The sequence below is a fragment of the Streptomyces sp. NPDC000345 genome (assembly GCF_042898825.1).
Lineage (GTDB): Bacteria > Actinomycetota > Actinomycetes > Streptomycetales > Streptomycetaceae > Streptomyces.
Genome location: NZ_JBIAZE010000001.1, coordinates 161155 through 178907, shown reverse-complemented (window position 1 = coordinate 178907; position 17753 = coordinate 161155). Strand labels below are relative to the sequence as shown.

Here is a 17753-nt window from a genome sequence, read left to right as displayed (position 1 = left end):
GCTCAGGAGGCCGCCGGCGGCAGACCGCCCGTCTCCGGGTCGCGGCCCGTCAGGCAGTACAGGCCGCCCGTCGGGTCGCGCATCACCGTCCAGTGGGACGCGGGAGCGACGAGCGACGCGCCGAGCCGCTCGTGCCGGGCGCGTAGTGCGTCGACGGCGGAGCCGCAGGCCAGGTCGAGATGGGCGGAGACGGGCCGTTCGGCGCCGAGGCGCTGGAGCAGGATGCGCACGGGCAGGCCCGCCGGGGGCGCGACCACGTGGAACTCGGGGAGGGATCCCGGCCGGGACGACCAGTCGGGCAGCAGGGCGCTCCAGAACGCGACTTCGGCGTCGTAGGCGGACGGCGGGACGTCCACGCACACCTGGTCCAGACGGCTGCCGCCGGACGCCGGCGGCCGGACCGACTCACCCTGCCAGGGCACCGCGCAGAACAACTGCCCGGCCGGGGAGCGCAGTACGGTCCACCCGTCGTGCGCGGCGACCGTCCGCGCCCCGGACTCCAGCGCCGCCGCCACGAAGGCGGGCACGTCCTCGACGGCGAAGTCGAGATGCGCGCCGCCGTCCCCGTCCGTGACCCCCTGGACCTTCACCCAGGGGTCGCCGTCGCCGTTCGGCAGCAGGGTGGTGAACTCGTCCTGCTCACCGCGGAGTTCGGACAGCGACGTGTCCGTGACGGCGGTCCAGAAGGCGCAGGCTTCCGGGAACTGCTCGGCGGCCCGGTCGACGAAGACGTACGTCCAGCGAACCGGGGTGTGGGTGCGGGAACTCATGCGGCGATCGTAGATCGGCCCCGCACGGCCCTGCCCGGATGTCCACAGCCACAGGGACGCACAGCAGACCGCACCCGGAACCGTCGGCGGCGCCGTGCTCGGCGGCCGACGGCCCGGGTGCGGCCATGGAGACGCTGCGACAGGAAGACGCAGGTCGGAAAGGCGTGATCGAGGATCAGGCCTTCTTGGTCTCCCAGAAGATCTTGTCGATCTCGGCGATCAGCTCGAGGGCCTTCTCACCGGTCTTCGGGTCCGTCGACGCCTTGGCGGCCGACAGGGCCTTCAGGGTGTCGTTGACCAGCGTGTGCAGCTGCGGGTACTTCTCGAAGTGCGGGGGCTTGAAGTAGTCGCTCCACAGCACGGAGACGTGGTGCTTCGCGAGCTCGGCACGCTGCTCCTTGATGACGGTGGCGCGCGCCTGGAAGTGCGGGTCGTCGTTGGCGGCCATCTTCTCCTGCACGGCCTTCACGGACTCCGCCTCGATGCGGGCCTGGGCCGGGTCGTACACGCCGCAGGGCAGGTCGCAGTGCGCGCTGACCTTGACCTTGGGGGCAAACAGGCGGGAAAGCATGGAGCGTTCCTTCCTCGTGATCGTCTTCTCAGGTGGGACATTACTCCCTGCAAGACGGGTTTTCGCGAGTGCCCCCATGGGCTTAGGACAAAAGTCCGGGGTCAGACTGAGACTGGTGGAGGAACGGACCGGGGAGGTGCCGGGGATGCCGGAACTGTCGCAGGAGACCGAGCGGGGGAGGGCGGCCGCGCCCTTCGGACTGGCCGAGGTGACCGGGCCCTCCATGGTGCCCACCCTGTACCACGGCGACCAGCTGGTGGTGCAGTACGGGGCGCGGGTGCGGGCCGGGGACGTGGTCGTGCTGCGGCATCCCTTCCAGCAGGACCTGCTCGTCGTGAAGCGGGCCGCCGAGCGGCGGGACGGGGGGTGGTGGGTGCGCGGGGACAACGCGTACGCCGGGGGCGACAGCACCGATTACGGGACCGTGCCCGACGAGCTGATCCTGGGCAAGGTGCGGCTGCGCTACCGGCCGCGGAAGCCGGATCAGCGCTCGCCGCTGGCGGTGGTGCGCTGGGCGCTGTCGGCGGCCAGGCCGGTGCCGGCGGTCCGGTCCGCCTCCAGGCGCTTGCGGGCGCGGTAGGCGGCCACGTTGGCGCGGGTCGCGCAGCGGTCGGAGCAGTAGCGCCGGGAGCGGTTGGTCGAGGTGTCGAGGTAGGCGTTGCGGCAGGGGGACGCCTCGCACAGGCCGAGCCGGTCGACGCCGTACTCCGTCAGGTGGAAGGCCAGCCCCATCGCCGCGATGGCCGCGTAGCCCGCCGTCGCGTTCGACGGATGGTCCGCCAGGTGCATGTGCCACAGCGGGCGGCCGTCGTCGTCGCGGAAGTCGTGGCCGGAGATCTGCGGGCTCACCGGGAACTCCAGCAGCAGCGAGTTGAGCAGATCGACGGCGAGGGTCTCGTCGCCGAGGTCGGCCGCCTCGAAGACCGCGCGCAGACGGGCCCGGACCGAGCGGAAGCGGGTGACGTCCGCGTCGGTGGCGCGCCGGGCGGCCGACTGGTTCCCGCCGAAAAGATCGCGGACGGCCTCGACCGAGGTCAGGCTGTCCTTGCCCCGGGCCGGTTCCTCGCTGTTGACGAGACGCACGGCGTAGTCCGAGTAATAGGCCAGTTCCACTTGTAGTCCTTACAGGGGGGCTCTATGGTCGTGAGGTGCGGTCGGTAACGGCTGATCGTGCTTTCAGGGTATTACGCATCGGGTGACGAGGGGGCTTCCATGACCACCACCGGTACCGGAACCGACTGGCAGGCCTGGCAGAAGAGCTGGGACCGTCAGCAGGAGTGGTACATGCCCGACCGGGAGGACCGCTTCCGGATCATGCTCGACATGGTCGAGGCCCTCGTGGGGCGTGAGCCCCGGGTGCTCGACCTCGCCTGCGGCACCGGCACCGTCACCGCGCGGCTGCTGGCCCGCTTCCCCGGCGCCACCAGCACCGGCGTGGACCTCGACCCGGCTCTCCTCACCATCGCCGAGGGCACCTTCGCGGGTGACGACCGGGTGACCCTGGTGACCGCCGACCTGAAGGACCCGGACTGGCGGGCGCGGCTGCCGTACGACTCGTACGACGCCGTCCTGACCGCCACGGCCCTGCACTGGCTGCACAGCGAACCCCTCGCGGCCCTCTACGGTCAGGTCGCGGAACTCGTCCGCGACGGCGGTGTCTTCATGAACGCGGATCACATGATCGACGACACGACGCCCCGGATCAACGCGGCGGAGCGCGTGCTGCGCCACGCGCGCATGGACCGGGCCCGGACCGAGGGTGCCCTCGACTGGGCCGAGTGGTGGCGGCTCGCCGCGCAGGACCCGGTCCTGGCCGAACCCACCGCCCGCCGCTTCGAGATCTACGGCGAGCACGCCGACGGCGACATGCCCTCCAGCCGTCGGCATACCCAGGAGTTGCTGGCGCGCGGCTTCAGCGAGGCACGGGCGGTGTGGTGCTCGCCCTCGGACACGCTGTTGCTGGCGTTGAAGTGACCGTCCGGGGGCTGCCGTCCCCCGGACCGTGCGTACGCGAAGGGGCGGTACGGAGATTCCGTACCGCCCCTTCGACGTCGTACCGGCTACAGCACCTTGGACAGGAAAGCCTTCGTCCGCTCGTGCTGCGGGTCGGTCAGGACGTCGCGCGGGTTGCCGGACTCGACCACCACACCGCCGTCCATGAAGACCAGGCTGTCGCCGACCTCGCGGGCGAAGCCCATCTCGTGGGTGACGACGACCATCGTCATGCCGGACTCGGCCAGGTCGCGCATGACGTCGAGGACGTCACCGACCAGCTCCGGGTCGAGGGCCGAGGTCGGCTCGTCGAACAGCATCAGCTTCGGGTCCATGGCCAGCGCCCGGGCGATGGCCACACGCTGCTGCTGGCCGCCGGAGAGCTGCGAGGGGTAGTTCTTGGCCTTGTCGGCCAGGCCCACCCGCTCCAGGAGCTGCATGGCGCGCTCCCTGGCCTCGGCCTTGTTGGTCCGCTTGACCTGGCACGGCGCCTCGATGACGTTCTCCAGCGCCGTCATGTGCGGGAACAGGTTGAACCGCTGGAACACCATGCCGATGTCCCGGCGCTGCAGCGCGACCTCGCTGTCCTTGAGCTCGTACAGCTTGTCGCCCTTCTGGCGGTAGCCCACCAGATCGCCGTCCACGTACAGCCGGCCGGCGTTGATCTTCTCAAGGTGGTTGATGCACCTGAGGAACGTGCTCTTGCCGGAGCCGGACGGGCCGATCAGGCAGAACACCTCACCGGTGTTGACCTCCAGGTCGATGCCCTTGAGGACCTCGACCAGGCCGAAGGACTTGTGGACGCCCTCCGCCTTCACCATCGCGGTCATGCCGCACCCCTTTCGCGGCCGATCGAGAGCAGGTTCGCCTTGATCTTCTGGAAGACCGTGGGCGGGAGGCTGCGGCTGGAACCGCGGGCGTAGTAACGCTCCAGGTAGTACTGGAAGACGCTGAAGATGCTGGTCATGACCAGGTACCAGATGGAGGCGACGAACAGCAGCTCCATCACGGCGAACGACGAGGAGCCGATCACCGAGGTCGAGCGCAGCAGCTCGTTGTACGTCACCACGTACACCAGCGACGAGGTCTTCAGCATGTTGATGAACTCGTTGCCGGTCGGCGGCACGATCACCCGCATGGCCTGCGGGATCACGATCCGCCGCAGCGTCCTGCCGTGGCTCATGCCCAGGGCGTGGGCCGCCTCGGTCTGCCCCTCGTCGACGGCCAGCAGGCCGGCCCGGCAGATTTCGGCCATGTAGGCGGCCTCGTTCAGACCGAGGCCGAGCAGCGCGCACATGAACGGAGTCATGACGTCCGTCATCTCGTCCTTGTAGATCGGACCGAGGTTCAGGACGGGGAAGATCAGCGCCAGGTTGAACCACATCAGCAGCTGGACGTAGACCGGGGTGCCGCGGAAGAACCAGATGTACAGCCAGGCGACCGAGCTGGTCACCGGGTTCTTCGACAGACGCATCACGGCCAGCACGACGCCCAGGACCACGCCCATCACCATGGCGAGGACGCTGATCAGCAGGGTGCGTCCGGCACCCGCGATGACGGTCGAGTCGAACAGCTTGTCGCCGACCGTCGCCCACTGGATGTCACCGTTCGCGAACGCGTTGACCAGCAGCGCGAGCAGCGCGAGGACCACGACGGCGCTGACCCAGCGGCCGTAGTGGCGCACCGGGATGGCCTTGATGGCCTCCGGCGGACCGGAGAACCCCGAGTCCTTGGCGACGGGCGGGGTGTCCTCCGGTGGTGCACCCGCCGGGGTCTTGTCGAGCTTGTCAGTCATGGGGACTGCCCTTCGAAGGCTTCAAGAGGTGCGGGTGGATCAGCTGCCGCTGTTGATCGCTGCGGCCTTGATCGCGCCGCTCTCGGCGCCCCACTTCTCCAGCACCTTCTGGTACGAACCGTCCTTGATGATCGCGTCGACGGCCTCCTTGAGGGCGTCGCGCAGCTGGGTGTTCTTCTTGTCGACGACGATGCCGAACGGAGCGGCCTCGTACTGCTGGTCGAGGACCTCGAAGGTGTTGCCGCCTCCGGCCTTGCTGGCCATGTCCACGGCGACCGGGTAGTCGTTGACACCGGCCACGGCGCCACCGGACTTCACCCGGGTCTGCGCCTCGGTGTCGTTCTCGAAGGACTCGATCTTGAGGGCCTTCTTGCCGTCCTCGGTGCACTTCTTGGACTGCGTCTGCAGGGCCTCCTCGTACGTGGTGCCCCGCTGCACCGCGACCGTCTGGCCGCAGAGGTCGTCCATGGACTTGATGCCCTTGGGGTTGCCCTTCTGGACGTAGATGGCCGTGCCCGCGGTGAAGTAGTCGACGAAGTCCACGCCCTCGCCGAGCTTCTTGCCGCTGTCGTCCAGGCCCTCCTGGCGCTGCTTGTTGTCCGTGATCGACGACATCGCGATGTCGTAGCGGCCGGTGTTGACCGCGGTGATCAGGGTGTCGAAGCCGCCCGAGGTGAACTGGAACTCGACGCCGAGCTGCTTGCCGAGCGCCGCCGCGATGTCCGGGTCGACGCCGACGATCTTGCCGCCCTCGACGGACTCCATGGGGGCGTACTCGGCGTTGGTGCCGACCTTGATGACGCCCGCCTTCTGGATGTCGGCCGGGAGCTTGGAGAACAGGGGGGCCGAGCCGGCGCTGGTCGAGGACTCGGAGGAGCTGCCGCCCTCGGTCTGGTCGCCGCAGGCGGACAGCAGCAAGGCGCCCGCGACCGCGAGAGAGCCGACCGCTGCCAGGCGGGTGCGCGCGGCGGTCGTGTGTCGGGTGGTGCTTGCGGTCATGGTGGGTTCCTCCGGCGGATGGATGGAGATGCCGATGGTTCGGCAAAGTGCCGATGGGTCGACGAGAACACACACCTTCGGGTGTCGCGACCTCGTGTGATTACGGCATCTTGCCATTCGGACTGCGCCAATCAGGGGGTGAGCTATGTCAAAATCGGATAACGGGCGATCCCCGAAGCGCACAGTCCGGTCCATCACGGCCGGATGACGCCGGACCATCTGCGGGATTCCGCTCCTCCGGCCGGAGGATCTTCGGTTGATCTCAATATGTGATCGCCCACCGTGCGACCCGCACGTCGACTTGAGTCCGTGTCAAGGGTTCACCGGCGCCTGGCCGGTCTTCGCGCATGACTCTCGTCACTCGTGATCGTCTCTGTCGAAGGTCCACAGGCCGAGGGATGTGAGCTTGCACGGATTGGACTCGTCGGGTGCGGTCTCCGTCCGGTAAGAAGGTTCTTTACACCCCTCATCCGGGGCTCAGGGCGCGTGTGCGGCGCGCCCGACGCGCAGGCGCCCGTACGCATCACCTCTGGGGCCGGCGCGATGCCCGCCCGCTCCTCACCCGGAGCGGCCACCCTCAAACCAGAACACCTAAGGGGTACAACACAGTGGCAGCGGAGATCGTCAATCCTCGCAGCGAGAGCGCGGACCAAACGGGCCAGGAGGGCGGTGCGGAACCCCTCGACTCGTTCGATCCGGTGTTCGCGCTGCACCGGGGCGGAAAGATGGCCGTGCAGGCCACCGTCCCGGTCCGCGACAAGGACGACCTGTCCCTCGCTTACACGCCCGGCGTCGCTCGCGTGTGCACCGCGATCGCGGAACAGCCGGACCTGGTGAACGACTACACGTGGAAGTCGTCCGTCGTCGCCGTCGTGACCGACGGCACGGCCGTTCTCGGCCTCGGCGACATCGGGCCTGAGGCCTCCCTCCCGGTCATGGAGGGCAAGGCCATCCTCTTCAAGCAGTTCGGCGGTGTGGACGCGGTTCCGATCGCGCTCGCCTGCACGGACGTCGACGAGATCATCGAGACGGTGGTGCGCCTCGCTCCCTCGTTCGGCGGAGTGAACCTGGAGGACATCTCGGCGCCGCGGTGCTTCGAGATCGAGCGCCGCCTCCAGGACGCGCTCGACATCCCGGTCTTCCACGACGACCAGCACGGCACGGCGATCGTGACGCTGGCGGCGCTGCGCAACGCGGCGCGGCTGAGCGGGCGGGCCGTCGGTGAGCTGCGGGCCGTCATCTCGGGCGCCGGCGCGGCCGGTGTCGCCATCGCGAAGATGCTGGTCGAGGCCGGTATCGGGGACGTCGCGGTCGCCGACCGCAAGGGCATCGTCTCCGCGGACCGGGCGGACCTCACCGACGTCAAGCGCGAGCTGGCCTCCTTCACCAACAAGGCCGGGCTCAGCGGCTCGCTGGAGGACGCGCTGAACGGCGCGGACGTCTTCATCGGCGTCTCCGGCGGCACGGTCGCGGAGGAGGCGGTGGCCTCCATGGCCGAGGGCGCGTTCGTCTTCGCCATGGCCAACCCGAACCCCGAGGTGCACCCCGAGGTCGCCCACAAGTACGCGGCGGTCGTCGCCACCGGGCGGTCGGACTTCCCGAACCAGATCAACAACGTGCTGGCGTTCCCCGGGATCTTCGCGGGGGCGCTGCAGGTGCGGGCGTCCCGGATCACCGAGGGCATGAAGATCGCGGCGGCCGAGGCGCTGGCCGGAGTCGTCGGTGACGATCTCGCCGCCGACTACGTGATCCCGTCGCCGTTCGACGAGCGGGTCGCTCCCGCGGTGACCGCGGCGGTCGCCGCGGCCGCGCGGGCCGAGGGCGTCGCCCGCCGCTGAGGTCCCTCGAATGGCCCCGTCCGTGCGGGCGGGGCCATTTCTTTGCCCGCTCGCCCGCCCGATCGGGTGGTCGTGCGGCGATCGTCCTCCTCAAACGCCGGACGGACCGATTGGCAAGAGGGCGTGTCTCACAGCGAGCCCCGGTTTCGCCGGTCCCTCCCGCCCCCTATCGTCAGGTGCATGTTCGCCGTCTACGCCGCCAGAATCGACCGCGACCAGCCGCTTTCCGGACTGGAGTTGGGGGAGCGACCGGCCCCCGAGGCCCGGCCCGGCTGGAGTACCGTCACCGTGCGGGCCGCCTCCCTCAACCACCACGACCTCTGGTCCCTGCGCGGCGTCGGCCTCGCCGAGGACAAGCTGCCGATGATCCTCGGCTGTGACGCCGCCGGTGTCGACGCGGACGGCAACGAGGTGGTCCTGCACTCCGTCATCGGCCAGTCCGGGCACGGCGTCGGACCGAAGGAGCCCCGCTCCATCCTCACCGAGCGCTACCAGGGCACCTTCGCCGAGCAGGTCGCCGTGCCGACCTGGAACATCCTGCCCAAGCCCAGGGAGCTGTCCTTCGAGGAGGCGGCCTGTCTGCCCACCGCCTGGCTGACGGCCTACCGCATGCTCTTCACCAACGCGGGCGTCCGGCCGGGCGACTCGGTGCTCGTCCAGGGCGCCGGCGGGGGTGTCGCCACCGCCGCGATCGTCCTCGGCAGGGCCGCGGGGCTGCGGGTCTTCGCGACCAGCCGGGACGAGGCCAAGCGGAAGCGGGCGCTGGAACTGGGCGCCGTCGAGGCGGTGGAGCCGGGTGCGCGGCTGCCGCAGCGCGTGGACGCCGTCATCGAGACCGTCGGCGCCGCCACCTGGTCCCACTCGGTGAAGTCGCTGCGGCCCGGCGGCACGCTCGTCATCTCCGGCGCGACGAGCGGCGACCGGCCCTCGCACGCCGAACTCACCCGGATCTTCTTCCTGGAGCTGAAGGTCGTGGGCTCCACCATGGGGACCAAGGACGAGCTGGAGGACCTGCTCTCCTTCTGCGCCGCCACCGGTGTCCGTCCCGTGATCGACGAGGTGCTTCCGCTGGACAGGGCCCGCGAGGGCTTCGAACGGCTCTCTTCGGGCGACCAGTTCGGCAAGATCGTGCTCACCGGCGGCTGAGCCGCCGTCGGCCGCTCCTGTGGCGGGTCCGGGGATCCCGGGCCCGCCTTTTGCGTACCGTGACCGTCAACTCCGGGTGCTGTACGGCGGGGGAGAGGCCGAGGCGGGCTGAGCCGGACCCTTCTCCGGTGCTCCGCGCCGCCCCCCCGCTGCCGGGTCTCAGACCTTCGGCGCCCGCAGTATCGCCCCGATGTGTGCCGCCGCCGCCGACAGGTGGCGGCGGGTGTCGCGCAGTTGGTCGGCGGTGACGCCGTGATCGCGGGCGGCGTCGCGGATGTCGTCCCGGAAGCGGTCGAGCAGGCGGTCCAGATCGCGGGCCGGGTCGCCGCTGGAGTCCTCGTGGGCCCAGGCCGGCTCGTAGTCGGCGGGGAAGTCCTCCGGGGTACGGGAGTACTCCGGGCGGGCGGTCGGCGTCGAGGGCGCCGCCGTCTCCGTACCGCCCGCGGGCCGGCCGAAGCCGAGGTCCTTGCCGAACTCCTTCCCGAAGTCCTTGCCGAACTCGCCGAACTCCCTGGCCAGTTCGGTCAGGCCCTCGCGGACGCCGGTCGGCCAGTCGCCGCGCGCGAAGTGGTCCTGGACCTGCTCCTGGACCCGCCGCGCGATGCGCTGCATCTCCTCCTGCGCCTGGGCCCGGGCGTGGTCCTGCGCCTCCTTGGCCTGGCTGCGGGCCCGCTGGGCCTCCGCACGGGCCCGGCGGCTCTCGTCCTTGGCCCGCCGCGCCTGTTCCTTCCACTCCTGCTTGACGCGGCGCATCTCCTCCTTGGCGAGGCGCCAGGACTCCTTGTCCCCGTACTCGAACGGCTCGGAGCCGGGAGCGGTCCGGTTGCCCTGCCGGGCCTCGGAGGCCGCCGCCCGCATCTCGCGCCGCAGATCGCCCGCCGCGCCCCGCACATCGGCCCGGATCTCCGCGGCCAGTTCGGCGACCGACTCGCGGATCTCCAGCTCCAGGTCGGCCAGTTCACCGCTGCGGTCGGCCAGTTCGGCCCGGCCCGCGTCGGTGATCGCGTACACCTTGCGGCCGCCCTCGGTGGTGTGGGTGACCAGGCCCTCGGCCTCCAGCTTGGCCAGCCGCGGGTAGACGGTGCCCGCCGACGGCGCGTACAGCCCCTGGAAGCGCTCCTCCAGGAGGCGGATCACCTCGTAGCCGTGGCGCGGGGCCTCGTCCAGCAGCTTCAGCAGGTAGAGACGGAGGCGGCCGTGAGCGAAGACGGGAGGCATGTCAGAGCACCTTCTTGTCGGTCGTGCTGTCGGCCGGGTCGTCGGAGGAGGGGGCGACGCCGGGGCCGGAGACGGCATTGTCCCCCGTGCGGGGGGCCGGGGCGTCCGTGGCCGGGGCGCCGGCGTCGCTCGCGGCCGGTTCACCCGCGTCGCTCGTGGGCGGTCCGTCCTCCGCCGGTGGGCGGCGCAGCAGGGCGATCGAGCCGGAGACCGTCGTCGCCTTCAGCCGGCCGTTGCCCGCGCCGAGGCGGCCGGTGATCCGCTTGGCGCCCCACTGGCCGCTGACCCGGAGGTCCTCGAAGGCGTTGGAGACCGAGCCGCTCGCGGTGTTCGCCTCCACCTCGGCGTCCGCCGGATGGGGCAGCCGGATCGCGATCTCGCCCGAGACGCTGGCCAGGCTGATGTCGGTCGGGCGGCTCGCCGGGTCCAGGTCGACGATCATCGACCCGCTCACCGCGTCGGCCTTCACGGAGGATCCCGCCTCGACCACGGTCAGGTCTCCGGACACGGAGTTGAACCGCAGGTCACCGGTGAGGGCCTGGGCCTCCACGCTCCCCGAGACGGTGTCCGCGCGGACCGGGCCCGCCAGGCCCACCAGCGCCGTCTCCCCGCTCACGCTCCTGACCTCGGCGCGGCCGTCGATCCCGGAGACCACCGCGCCGGCGCTCACCACGCCCACCTCCACGCGGGTGGCCGCCGGCACCGCCAGCGAGACCACCGCGTTGCGCCGCCACCCCTTGCGGTCGAGCCACCTGAGGAAGCCCTTCCAGGGCAGGTCCTCGTACGCCACCGTCAGCGTGCCGTCGCGGTGGCTCACCGCCAGGGGCGGTCCGTCTATGCGGGACACCTCCAGCCGGGCGGGGCCCTCGTCCGTGCCCACGACGTTGACCGTGCCGCCGACGATGCGGACCTGCAGGTCGCTGACGGGCTCGTCGAAGGTGAGCTTCCCCGGCTCGGCGACGGACCATTCGGACATGGTGCGGACCTCCTCCACGACACGACGCGCCATATCGCGTCTTCCTCGATTCACGATATATCGCGGCGGGGGAAAGTCAAGGCACCCGATACGGTGACCGGTCCTTCCCGAGGTGACGCACGCGGGCATGAAAAAGGGGCGCCCGAAGGCGCCCCGACGCGCGAACCGCCGCCCGCGGCTCTACTCGTCGTCCTCGTCGTCCAGCCGCGCCAGCCACGTCGCCAGCCGCTCCACCGGCACCTCGAAGTCCGGGTTCAGGTCGACGAAGGTCCGCAGCTGCTCGGCGAGCCACTCGAAGGTGACCTCCTCCTCGCCGCGCCGCTTCTCCAGCTCTTCGATGCCACGGTCCGTGAAGTACATGGCTCAAGGATAAGTGCGCGGAAACGGCCGGGCCGCACCCCCGGAAAGAGGGTGCGGCCCGGCCGCGTACGGCTGTGCGCGAGAGCGGTTACGCCTCGAACACCTCACGCACCAGCTGCTCCTGCTCCGCCTGGTGGCGCTTGGCCGAGCCGACGGCCGGGGACGAGCTGTGCGGCCGCGAGATGCGGCGCAGGCGCTCGCCGTGCGGGACGTCGGCGCCGACCGCCAGGTCCAGGTGGTCGATCAGGTTCAGGGCGATGAACGGCCAGGCACCCTGGTTGGCCGGCTCCTCCTGGACCCACAGGTACTTCTCGGCGTTCGGGTACTTGTTGACCTCGGCCTGGACCTCGGCACCCGGCAGCGGGTACAGCCGCTCGAGGCGGATGATCGCCGTCTCCGTGTCACCGCGCTTCTGCCGCTCGGCGTCCAGGTCGTAGTAGACCTTGCCGGCGCAGAAGACGACCTTCTTGACGGCGGCCGGGTCCGTGATCGACGCGTCGCCGATGACCGGGCGGAACTGGCCCGTGGTGAACTCCTCCGCCTTCGAGGCCGCGGCCTTCAGGCGCAGCATCGACTTCGGCGTGAAGACGACCAGCGGCTTGTGGTGCGGGTTGTGCACCTGCCACCGCAGGAGGTGGAAGTAGTTCGACGGGAGGGTCGGCATCGCGACCGTCATGTTGTTCTGGGCGCAGATCTGCAGGAAGCGCTCCGGGCGGGCGGACGAGTGGTCCGGCCCCTGGCCCTCGTAGCCGTGCGGGAGGAGCAGCACTACGCCGCTCGTCTGGCCCCACTTCTGCTCCGCGGACGAGATGAACTCGTCCACGACCGTCTGCGCGCCGTTGACGAAGTCGCCGAACTGCGCCTCCCACATCACCAGCGCGTCCGGGCGGGCCAGCGAGTAGCCGTACTCGAAGCCCATCGCCGCGTACTCGGAGAGCAGCGAGTTGTAGACGTTCAGCCGGGACTGGTCCTCGGAGAGGTACAGCAGCGGCGTGAAGTCCTCGCCCGTCTCACGGTCGATGATCACCGCGTGGCGCTGGCCGAACGTACCGCGCTGGGAGTCCTGGCCCGCCAGACGGACCGGGACGCCCTCCAGGAGCAGCGAGCCGACGGCGAGGGTCTCGCCCATACCCCAGTCGATCGTGCCGTCCTCGACCATCGCCGCCCGGCGCTGCAGCTGCGGCAGCAGACGCGGGTGGACGGTGATGTGGTCGGGGATGTTGACCTGGGACTCGGCGATGCGCTTCACGACCTCCGTGGAGACCGCGGTCGAAACGGCGACCGGGAAGCCGTCCTGCGGCTCCTGGACGTCGCCGCCGACGGGCTGCGCGGTGGCCTCGCGGACCTCCGTGAAGACCTTCTCCAGCTGGCCCTGGTAGTCCTGCAGCGCCTGCTCGGCCTCTTCCAGGGTGATGTCGCCGCGACCGATCAGGGACTCGGTGTACAGCTTGCGCACCGAGCGCTTCTTGTCGATCAGGTCGTACATCAGCGGCTGGGTGAAGGCCGGGTTGTCCGACTCGTTGTGACCGCGGCGGCGGTAGCAGATGAGGTCGATCACCACGTCCTTGTTGAACGCCTGGCGGAACTCGAAGGCCAGCCGCGCCACGCGGACCACGGCCTCCGGGTCGTCGCCGTTCACGTGGAAGATCGGGGCCTCGATCATCCTCGCCACGTCCGTCGCGTACATCGACGAGCGCGAGGACTCGGGGGCCGCGGTGAAGCCGACCTGGTTGTTGATGACGATGTGGACCGTGCCGCCGGTGCGGTAGCCGCGCAGCTGCGACATGTTCAGGGTCTCGGCCACCACGCCCTGGCCCGCGAAGGCCGCGTCGCCGTGCAGGGCCACCGGCAGGACGGTGAAGTCCGTGCCGCCCTTGTTGATGATGTCCTGCTTGGCGCGCGCGACGCCCTCCAGGACCGGGTCCACGGCCTCCAGGTGCGAGGGGTTCGCGACCAGGCTGACCTTGATCTGCTCGCCGTCCAGGCCGGTGAAGGTGCCCTCGGCGCCCAGGTGGTACTTCACGTCGCCGGAGCCGTGCATCGACTTCGGGTCGAGGTTGCCCTCGAACTCGCGGAAGATCTGCGCGTACGACTTGCCGACGATGTTCGCCAGGACGTTCAGGCGGCCGCGGTGGGCCATGCCGATGACGACCTCGTCCAGGCGGGACTCGGCCGCGCTGTCCAGCACCGCGTCCAGCAGCGGGATGACGGACTCGCCGCCCTCCAGGGAGAAGCGCTTCTGGCCGACGTACTTCGTCTGCAGGAAGGTCTCGAAGGCCTCGGCGGCGTTCAGCCGGCGCAGGATGCGCAGCTGCTCCTCACGCTCCGGCTTGGTGTGCGCGCGCTCGATGCGGTCCTGGATCCACTTGCGCTGCTTGGGGTCCTGGATGTGCATGAACTCGACGCCGGTGGTGCGGCAGTACGAGTCGCGCAGCACGCCGAGGATGTCGCGCAGCTTCATCAGGGACTTGCCGGCGAAGCCGCCGACGGCGAACTCGCGCTCCAGGTCCCACAGGGTGAGGCCGTGCTCGGTGATGTCCAGGTCGGGGTGCTTGCGCTGGCGGTACTCCAGCGGGTCGGTGTCGGCCATGACGTGGCCGCGGACCCGGTAGGAGTGGATCAGCTCGAAGACCCGGGCGGCCTTGGTGACGTCGTCGTCGTGGCTGGCGTCGATGTCCTTGAGCCAGCGGACCGGCTCGTAGGGGATGCGCAGCGCCTCGAAGATCTCGTCGTAGAAGTTGTTCTCGCCGAGCAGGAGGTTCGCGACGATCCGCAGGAACTCGCCGGAGGCGGCGCCCTGGATGACCCGGTGGTCGTAGGTCGACGTGAGCGTCATGACCTTCGAGATGCCGAGCTTGTTCAGGGTGTCCTGGCTGGTGCCCTGGAACTCCGCCGGGTAGTCCATGGAGCCGACGCCCATGATGACCGACTGGCCGGGCATCAGACGCGGCACGGAGTGGACGGTGCCGAGACCGCCGGGGTTGGTCAGCGAGACCGTGACACCGGTGAAGTCGTCCATCGTCAGCTTGCCGTCGCGGGCGCGGCGGACGATGTCCTCGTAGGCCTGCCAGAACTCGAAGAAGTTCAGCGTCTCGGCCTTCTTGATGCCGGCGACGACGAGCTGGCGGTCGCCGTTGGGCTTCACCAGGTCGATGGCCAGGCCGAAGTTGACGTGCGGCGGCTTGACGAGGGTGGGCTTCCCGTCCTTCTCCGCGTAGTGCCAGTTCATCGACGGCATGGCCTTGATGGCCTGCACCATCGCGAAGCCGATCAGGTGCGTGAAGGAGATCTTCCCGCCCCGGGCCCGCTTGAGGTGGTTGTTGATGACGATGCGGTTGTCGAACAGCAGCTTCACCGGGACCGCGCGGACCGAGGTGGCGGTCGGCAGCTCCAGGGAGGCGTTCATGTTCTTGGCGACCGCGGCGGCGGGACCGCGCAGCGTGATCAGCTCCGGGCCCTCGGGGGCCGCGGCGGCGGGCGCGGCCTTCGCGGCGGCGGCCGGCTTCGCCGGGGCCGGGGCGGCCTTCGCCGGAGCGGGAGCGGCCGGGGCGGGCGCGGCGGCCGCGGGCTTCGGGGCGGCGGCCGGGGCCGGGGCCGGCACGGAGGCGGCCGGGGCGGCGGGCGCCGGGCTCGTGGTGGTGGTCCCTGCGGCCCCCGCGGCCGCAGTACCCGCCGGAGCCGAGGGAGTGGCCGCCCCCGGCTTGTAGTCGGCGAAGAAGTCCCACCAGGCGCGGTCTACGGAATTCGGGTCCTGGAGGTACTGCTGATAGATCTCGTCGACGAGCCACTCGTTCGGACCGAACGCGGCTGCGGGGTTCTTGCCCGCTTGGTCTGCGTCGGTCGAGATGCTCGAGTTACTGGGGGACTGTGGCGACACGGCGGCAACCGCCCTCTTCCGCTTCACAAGGTGATGGACAGCGGGAATAAAGGCTACGCCTCCAAGACCGCGAAGGTCAGGTCGGGCCGGTCCATCGTCGCGTAAGTCACATCGGAATGCGTGTTTCGGGGGTGGAAATGGCGGGAAACAAGCGCGGTTGCGCTCTGAAAAAGGGTGCGTTGACGCAGGTCGCGCACGCCTGACGTGCGGACCCGTGCGAACCCGTGCCGACCTGCACCGGTCCCGTGCCTGATCACACGTGTCCGGCAGTGCGGACACCTGGTGGATCTTGTGGCTCCGGTTCGCACTTTACGTCAACTTGGCAGAGATGGCTCTCCCGGAAGAGTGACAAGAATCCGGCAACCCCGCTCGGATTCGGCCACTCCGATCCGGCCGCCGTGCAGATCCACCGCCCAGCGGGCGATCGCCAGGCCCAGACCGGTACCGCCGTCGCTGCCCGGACCGTGCGGCCGGCGGACCGCTCCGCGGTTGAACCGCTCGAACACGCGATGCCACTCCGAACGCGGAATGCCGGGGCCCTCGTCCAGGACCTCCAGCTCCAGCGACTCCGGCAGCGCTCCGCGCCGCGCCTTGACCGTCACCCGGCCGTGCGGCGGACTGTGCTTGACCGCGTTGTCGATCAGGTTCGCCACGACCTGGTGGATGCGCTCCGGGTCCGCGTGCGCGGTCAGCTCCGGCGGGGTGACGTCCAGGTGCAGATGGACGTCCGTACGCGTGTGAGCGCCGCCCGAGCCCATCGTCGCGCGCGCCGAGGCGACCATGTTGGCCTCCTTCAGCACGCCCGACAGATACGGCCACACCTCGAAACGGCGTTTGCGCAGCGGAACGACGCCGTTGTCGAGGCGGGACAGGTCCAGCAGCGTCTCCACCAGGCGCCCGAGCCGCTCCGTCTGCTTCAGCGCCGTACGCATCGTCTCGGGGTCGGCCTCGGCGATGCCGTCGACCACGTTCTCCAGGACGGCACGCAGGCCCGCGATGGGCGTGCGCAGTTCGTGCGAGACGTTCGCCACCAGCTCCTTGCGCTGACGGTCCTGCGCCTCCAGCTCGTCCGCCATGACGTTGATCGTCTGGGCCAGGTCGCCCAGTTCGTCACGACGGTTCTCCAGCACCCGGCGGGTGTAGTCGCCGTGCGAGATGGAACGGGCGACCGCGTTCATCTCGTCCAGCGGCGCGGTGAGCGAATGGGCCACGAACTGCGTGATCAGCAGTGTGGCGATCATCGAGAAGACCGTGATGAAGCGCAGCTCCGTCTTGGTGTGCACCGCGATCATCGAAAGACCCGTGGTGATCAGCACCGAGATGACGACGAGCGCGCCCAGCTTGGTCTTGATCGAGAACGGGCGTACGCCGCCCCAGGGCTCCCCCTGTCCGGAGCCGGGGCTTCTCGGTCCGTCCGCGCCGCTCATGTCGTCGGGGTCTCCAGCGCGTAGCCCACGCCGTGCACCGTGCGGATCCGCTCGGCGCCGATCTTCCGGCGCAGCGCCTTGATGTGGCTGTCCACCGTGCGGGTGCCGGAGGCGTCCGCCCAGTCCCAGACCTCGGCGAGGAGCTGCTCGCGGGAGAGCACCGCGCGCGGCGTGTTCGCCAGGCAGACCAGCAGGTCGAACTCGGTGGGTGTGAGGTGCACGTCCTCCGAGCGCACCCGCACCCGGCGCTGCGCGTGGTCGATCTCCAGCTCGCCCAGGCGCAGGATCCCGCTGCGCGGCGTGGTGGCCGCGATCGCGGCCCGCTCCACCCGGCGCAGCAGCACGTGCACGCGTGCGGCGAGCTCCCGCATCGAGAACGGCTTGGTCATGTAGTCGTCGGCGCCCACGCCGAGCCCGACCAGCATGTCGGTCTCGTCGTCGCGCGCGGTGAGCATGAGCACCGGCACCGGACGGGCGGCCTGCACCCGGCGGCAGACCTCCAGACCGTCGAAGCCGGGCAGCATGATGTCGAGGATCAGCAGGTCGGGCTGCCAAGCCTCGGCGGTGTCGACGGCCGCCGGACCGTCGCCCGCCGTTTGCACGAGGAATCCCTCGGCGCGCAGGCGGGCCGCGATGGCGTCGACGATGGTCGGGTCGTCCTCGACCACCAGAACGCGTCGCTGCGCGCCCGGGGTCGCCGTCGTCGTGCCGTTGTGCGAGGTGTGTGTCTGCTCCATCGCCCGCCCCTGAGTGTGCTTTCCGGAACCAGTGGGGTGATCCCTTG

General features: G+C 70.1%; 16 protein-coding genes. 4 read left to right on the top strand and 12 right to left on the bottom strand.

What is annotated here, in order from left to right; all coding sequences use genetic code 11:
- Positions 1–2: 2 nt before the first annotated feature.
- On the bottom strand, positions 3–770 hold the full coding sequence (locus ACFY30_RS00830; protein WP_390843054.1) for a VOC family protein: 768 nt from the start codon (positions 768–770) through the stop codon (positions 3–5).
- A gap of 175 nt (positions 771–945) precedes the next feature.
- Positions 946–1341, bottom strand: coding sequence for a superoxide dismutase, Ni (sodN, locus tag ACFY30_RS00825; protein ID WP_390822500.1), 396 nt, complete (start codon positions 1339–1341; stop codon positions 946–948).
- A gap of 145 nt (positions 1342–1486) precedes the next feature.
- Between sodN and sodX the strand changes: the two genes are divergently transcribed.
- Positions 1487–1921, top strand: a complete 435-nt coding sequence (gene sodX, locus ACFY30_RS00820) for a nickel-type superoxide dismutase maturation protease (protein WP_390843668.1) — start codon at positions 1487–1489, stop codon at positions 1919–1921.
- On the opposite strand, the gene ACFY30_RS00815 is transcribed toward sodX, so the two are convergent.
- Complete coding sequence (locus ACFY30_RS00815) at positions 1825–2454, bottom strand: CGNR zinc finger domain-containing protein (RefSeq protein ID WP_390843052.1); 630 nt, start codon at positions 2452–2454, stop codon at positions 1825–1827. The two genes, sodX and ACFY30_RS00815, sit on opposite strands and share 97 nt — an antisense overlap.
- A 99-nt stretch (positions 2455–2553) precedes the next feature.
- Between ACFY30_RS00815 and ACFY30_RS00810 the strand changes: the two genes are divergently transcribed.
- Positions 2554–3315 carry a class I SAM-dependent methyltransferase gene (locus ACFY30_RS00810; protein ID WP_390843051.1) on the top strand — a complete coding sequence of 254 codons (762 nt, stop codon included), beginning with the start codon at positions 2554–2556 and terminating at the stop codon, positions 3313–3315.
- An 86-nt stretch (positions 3316–3401) separates the two neighbouring features.
- Here ACFY30_RS00810 and ACFY30_RS00805 read toward each other — a convergent pair whose 3' ends face one another.
- The 3 genes from ACFY30_RS00805 to ACFY30_RS00795 are packed head-to-tail and all read right to left on the bottom strand — an operon-like array spanning position 3402 to position 6127.
- Positions 3402–4163: an amino acid ABC transporter ATP-binding protein gene (locus ACFY30_RS00805; RefSeq protein ID WP_390843050.1), complete on the bottom strand. Its 762-nt coding sequence runs from the start codon at positions 4161–4163 to the stop codon at positions 3402–3404.
- Entirely contained in the window at positions 4160–5128 is a 969-nt protein-coding gene (locus ACFY30_RS00800) for an amino acid ABC transporter permease (protein WP_390843049.1), read from the bottom strand. The genes ACFY30_RS00805 and ACFY30_RS00800 overlap by 4 nt, the downstream gene beginning before the upstream one ends.
- A 39-nt stretch (positions 5129–5167) precedes the next feature.
- Positions 5168–6127 carry an ABC transporter substrate-binding protein gene (locus tag ACFY30_RS00795; RefSeq protein ID WP_390843048.1) on the bottom strand — a complete coding sequence of 320 codons (960 nt, stop codon included), beginning with the start codon at positions 6125–6127 and terminating at the stop codon, positions 5168–5170.
- A gap of 608 nt (positions 6128–6735) precedes the next feature.
- On the opposite strand from ACFY30_RS00795, the gene ACFY30_RS00790 reads away from it, so the two are divergent.
- Both ACFY30_RS00790 and ACFY30_RS00785 read left to right on the top strand, forming a co-directional pair.
- Entirely contained in the window at positions 6736–7965 is a 1230-nt protein-coding gene (locus tag ACFY30_RS00790) for an NADP-dependent malic enzyme (RefSeq protein WP_390843047.1), read from the top strand.
- 180 nt (positions 7966–8145) lie between these two features.
- Positions 8146–9111 carry a zinc-binding dehydrogenase gene (locus ACFY30_RS00785; RefSeq protein ID WP_390843046.1) on the top strand — a complete coding sequence of 322 codons (966 nt, stop codon included), beginning with the start codon at positions 8146–8148 and terminating at the stop codon, positions 9109–9111.
- 159 nt (positions 9112–9270) lie between these two features.
- Here ACFY30_RS00785 and ACFY30_RS00780 read toward each other — a convergent pair whose 3' ends face one another.
- From ACFY30_RS00780 to ACFY30_RS00755, 6 genes are all read right to left on the bottom strand, one after another.
- Positions 9271–10329 (bottom strand): PadR family transcriptional regulator, encoded by a 1059-nt coding sequence (locus ACFY30_RS00780; protein ID WP_390843045.1) that lies wholly within the window; start codon positions 10327–10329, stop codon positions 9271–9273.
- 1 nt (position 10330) lies between these two features.
- Positions 10331–11305: a DUF4097 domain-containing protein gene (locus ACFY30_RS00775; protein WP_390843667.1), complete on the bottom strand. Its 975-nt coding sequence runs from the start codon at positions 11303–11305 to the stop codon at positions 10331–10333.
- A 180-nt stretch (positions 11306–11485) separates the two neighbouring features.
- Positions 11486–11665 carry a DUF6104 family protein gene (locus ACFY30_RS00770; RefSeq protein WP_003992906.1) on the bottom strand — a complete coding sequence of 60 codons (180 nt, stop codon included), beginning with the start codon at positions 11663–11665 and terminating at the stop codon, positions 11486–11488.
- Between the two features lie 88 nt (positions 11666–11753).
- Positions 11754–15542, bottom strand: a complete 3789-nt coding sequence (locus ACFY30_RS00765) for a multifunctional oxoglutarate decarboxylase/oxoglutarate dehydrogenase thiamine pyrophosphate-binding subunit/dihydrolipoyllysine-residue succinyltransferase subunit (RefSeq protein ID WP_390843044.1) — start codon at positions 15540–15542, stop codon at positions 11754–11756.
- Between the two features lie 314 nt (positions 15543–15856).
- On the bottom strand, positions 15857–16969 hold the full coding sequence (locus ACFY30_RS00760; RefSeq protein WP_390843043.1) for a sensor histidine kinase: 1113 nt from the start codon (positions 16967–16969) through the stop codon (positions 15857–15859).
- Entirely contained in the window at positions 16966–17706 is a 741-nt protein-coding gene (locus ACFY30_RS00755) for a response regulator transcription factor (protein WP_390843042.1), read from the bottom strand. Before ACFY30_RS00755 ends, ACFY30_RS00760 begins: the two co-directional genes overlap by 4 nt.
- Positions 17707–17753 lie beyond the last annotated feature (47 nt).

Excerpts from the sequence above, each read along its gene's own strand:
- ACFY30_RS00800 (WP_390843049.1), bottom strand. The coding sequence starts at position 5,128 with ATGACTGACAAGCTCGACAAGACCCCGGCGGGTGCACCACCGGAGGAC.
- sodN (WP_390822500.1), bottom strand. The coding sequence starts at position 1,341 with ATGCTTTCCCGCCTGTTTGCCCCCAAGGTCAAGGTCAGCGCGCACTGC.
- ACFY30_RS00785 (WP_390843046.1), top strand. The coding sequence starts at position 8,146 with ATGTTCGCCGTCTACGCCGCCAGAATCGACCGCGACCAGCCGCTTTCC.
- ACFY30_RS00810 (WP_390843051.1), top strand. The coding sequence starts at position 2,554 with ATGACCACCACCGGTACCGGAACCGACTGGCAGGCCTGGCAGAAGAGC.
- sodX (WP_390843668.1), top strand. The coding sequence starts at position 1,487 with ATGCCGGAACTGTCGCAGGAGACCGAGCGGGGGAGGGCGGCCGCGCCC.
- ACFY30_RS00770 (WP_003992906.1), bottom strand. The coding sequence starts at position 11,665 with ATGTACTTCACGGACCGTGGCATCGAAGAGCTGGAGAAGCGGCGCGGC.
- ACFY30_RS00755 (WP_390843042.1), bottom strand. The coding sequence starts at position 17,706 with ATGGAGCAGACACACACCTCGCACAACGGCACGACGACGGCGACCCCG.
- ACFY30_RS00795 (WP_390843048.1), bottom strand. The coding sequence starts at position 6,127 with ATGACCGCAAGCACCACCCGACACACGACCGCCGCGCGCACCCGCCTG.
- ACFY30_RS00760 (WP_390843043.1), bottom strand. The coding sequence starts at position 16,969 with ATGAGCGGCGCGGACGGACCGAGAAGCCCCGGCTCCGGACAGGGGGAG.
- ACFY30_RS00775 (WP_390843667.1), bottom strand. The coding sequence starts at position 11,305 with ATGTCCGAATGGTCCGTCGCCGAGCCGGGGAAGCTCACCTTCGACGAG.
- ACFY30_RS00780 (WP_390843045.1), bottom strand. The coding sequence starts at position 10,329 with ATGCCTCCCGTCTTCGCTCACGGCCGCCTCCGTCTCTACCTGCTGAAG.
- ACFY30_RS00830 (WP_390843054.1), bottom strand. The coding sequence starts at position 770 with ATGAGTTCCCGCACCCACACCCCGGTTCGCTGGACGTACGTCTTCGTC.
- ACFY30_RS00805 (WP_390843050.1), bottom strand. The coding sequence starts at position 4,163 with ATGACCGCGATGGTGAAGGCGGAGGGCGTCCACAAGTCCTTCGGCCTG.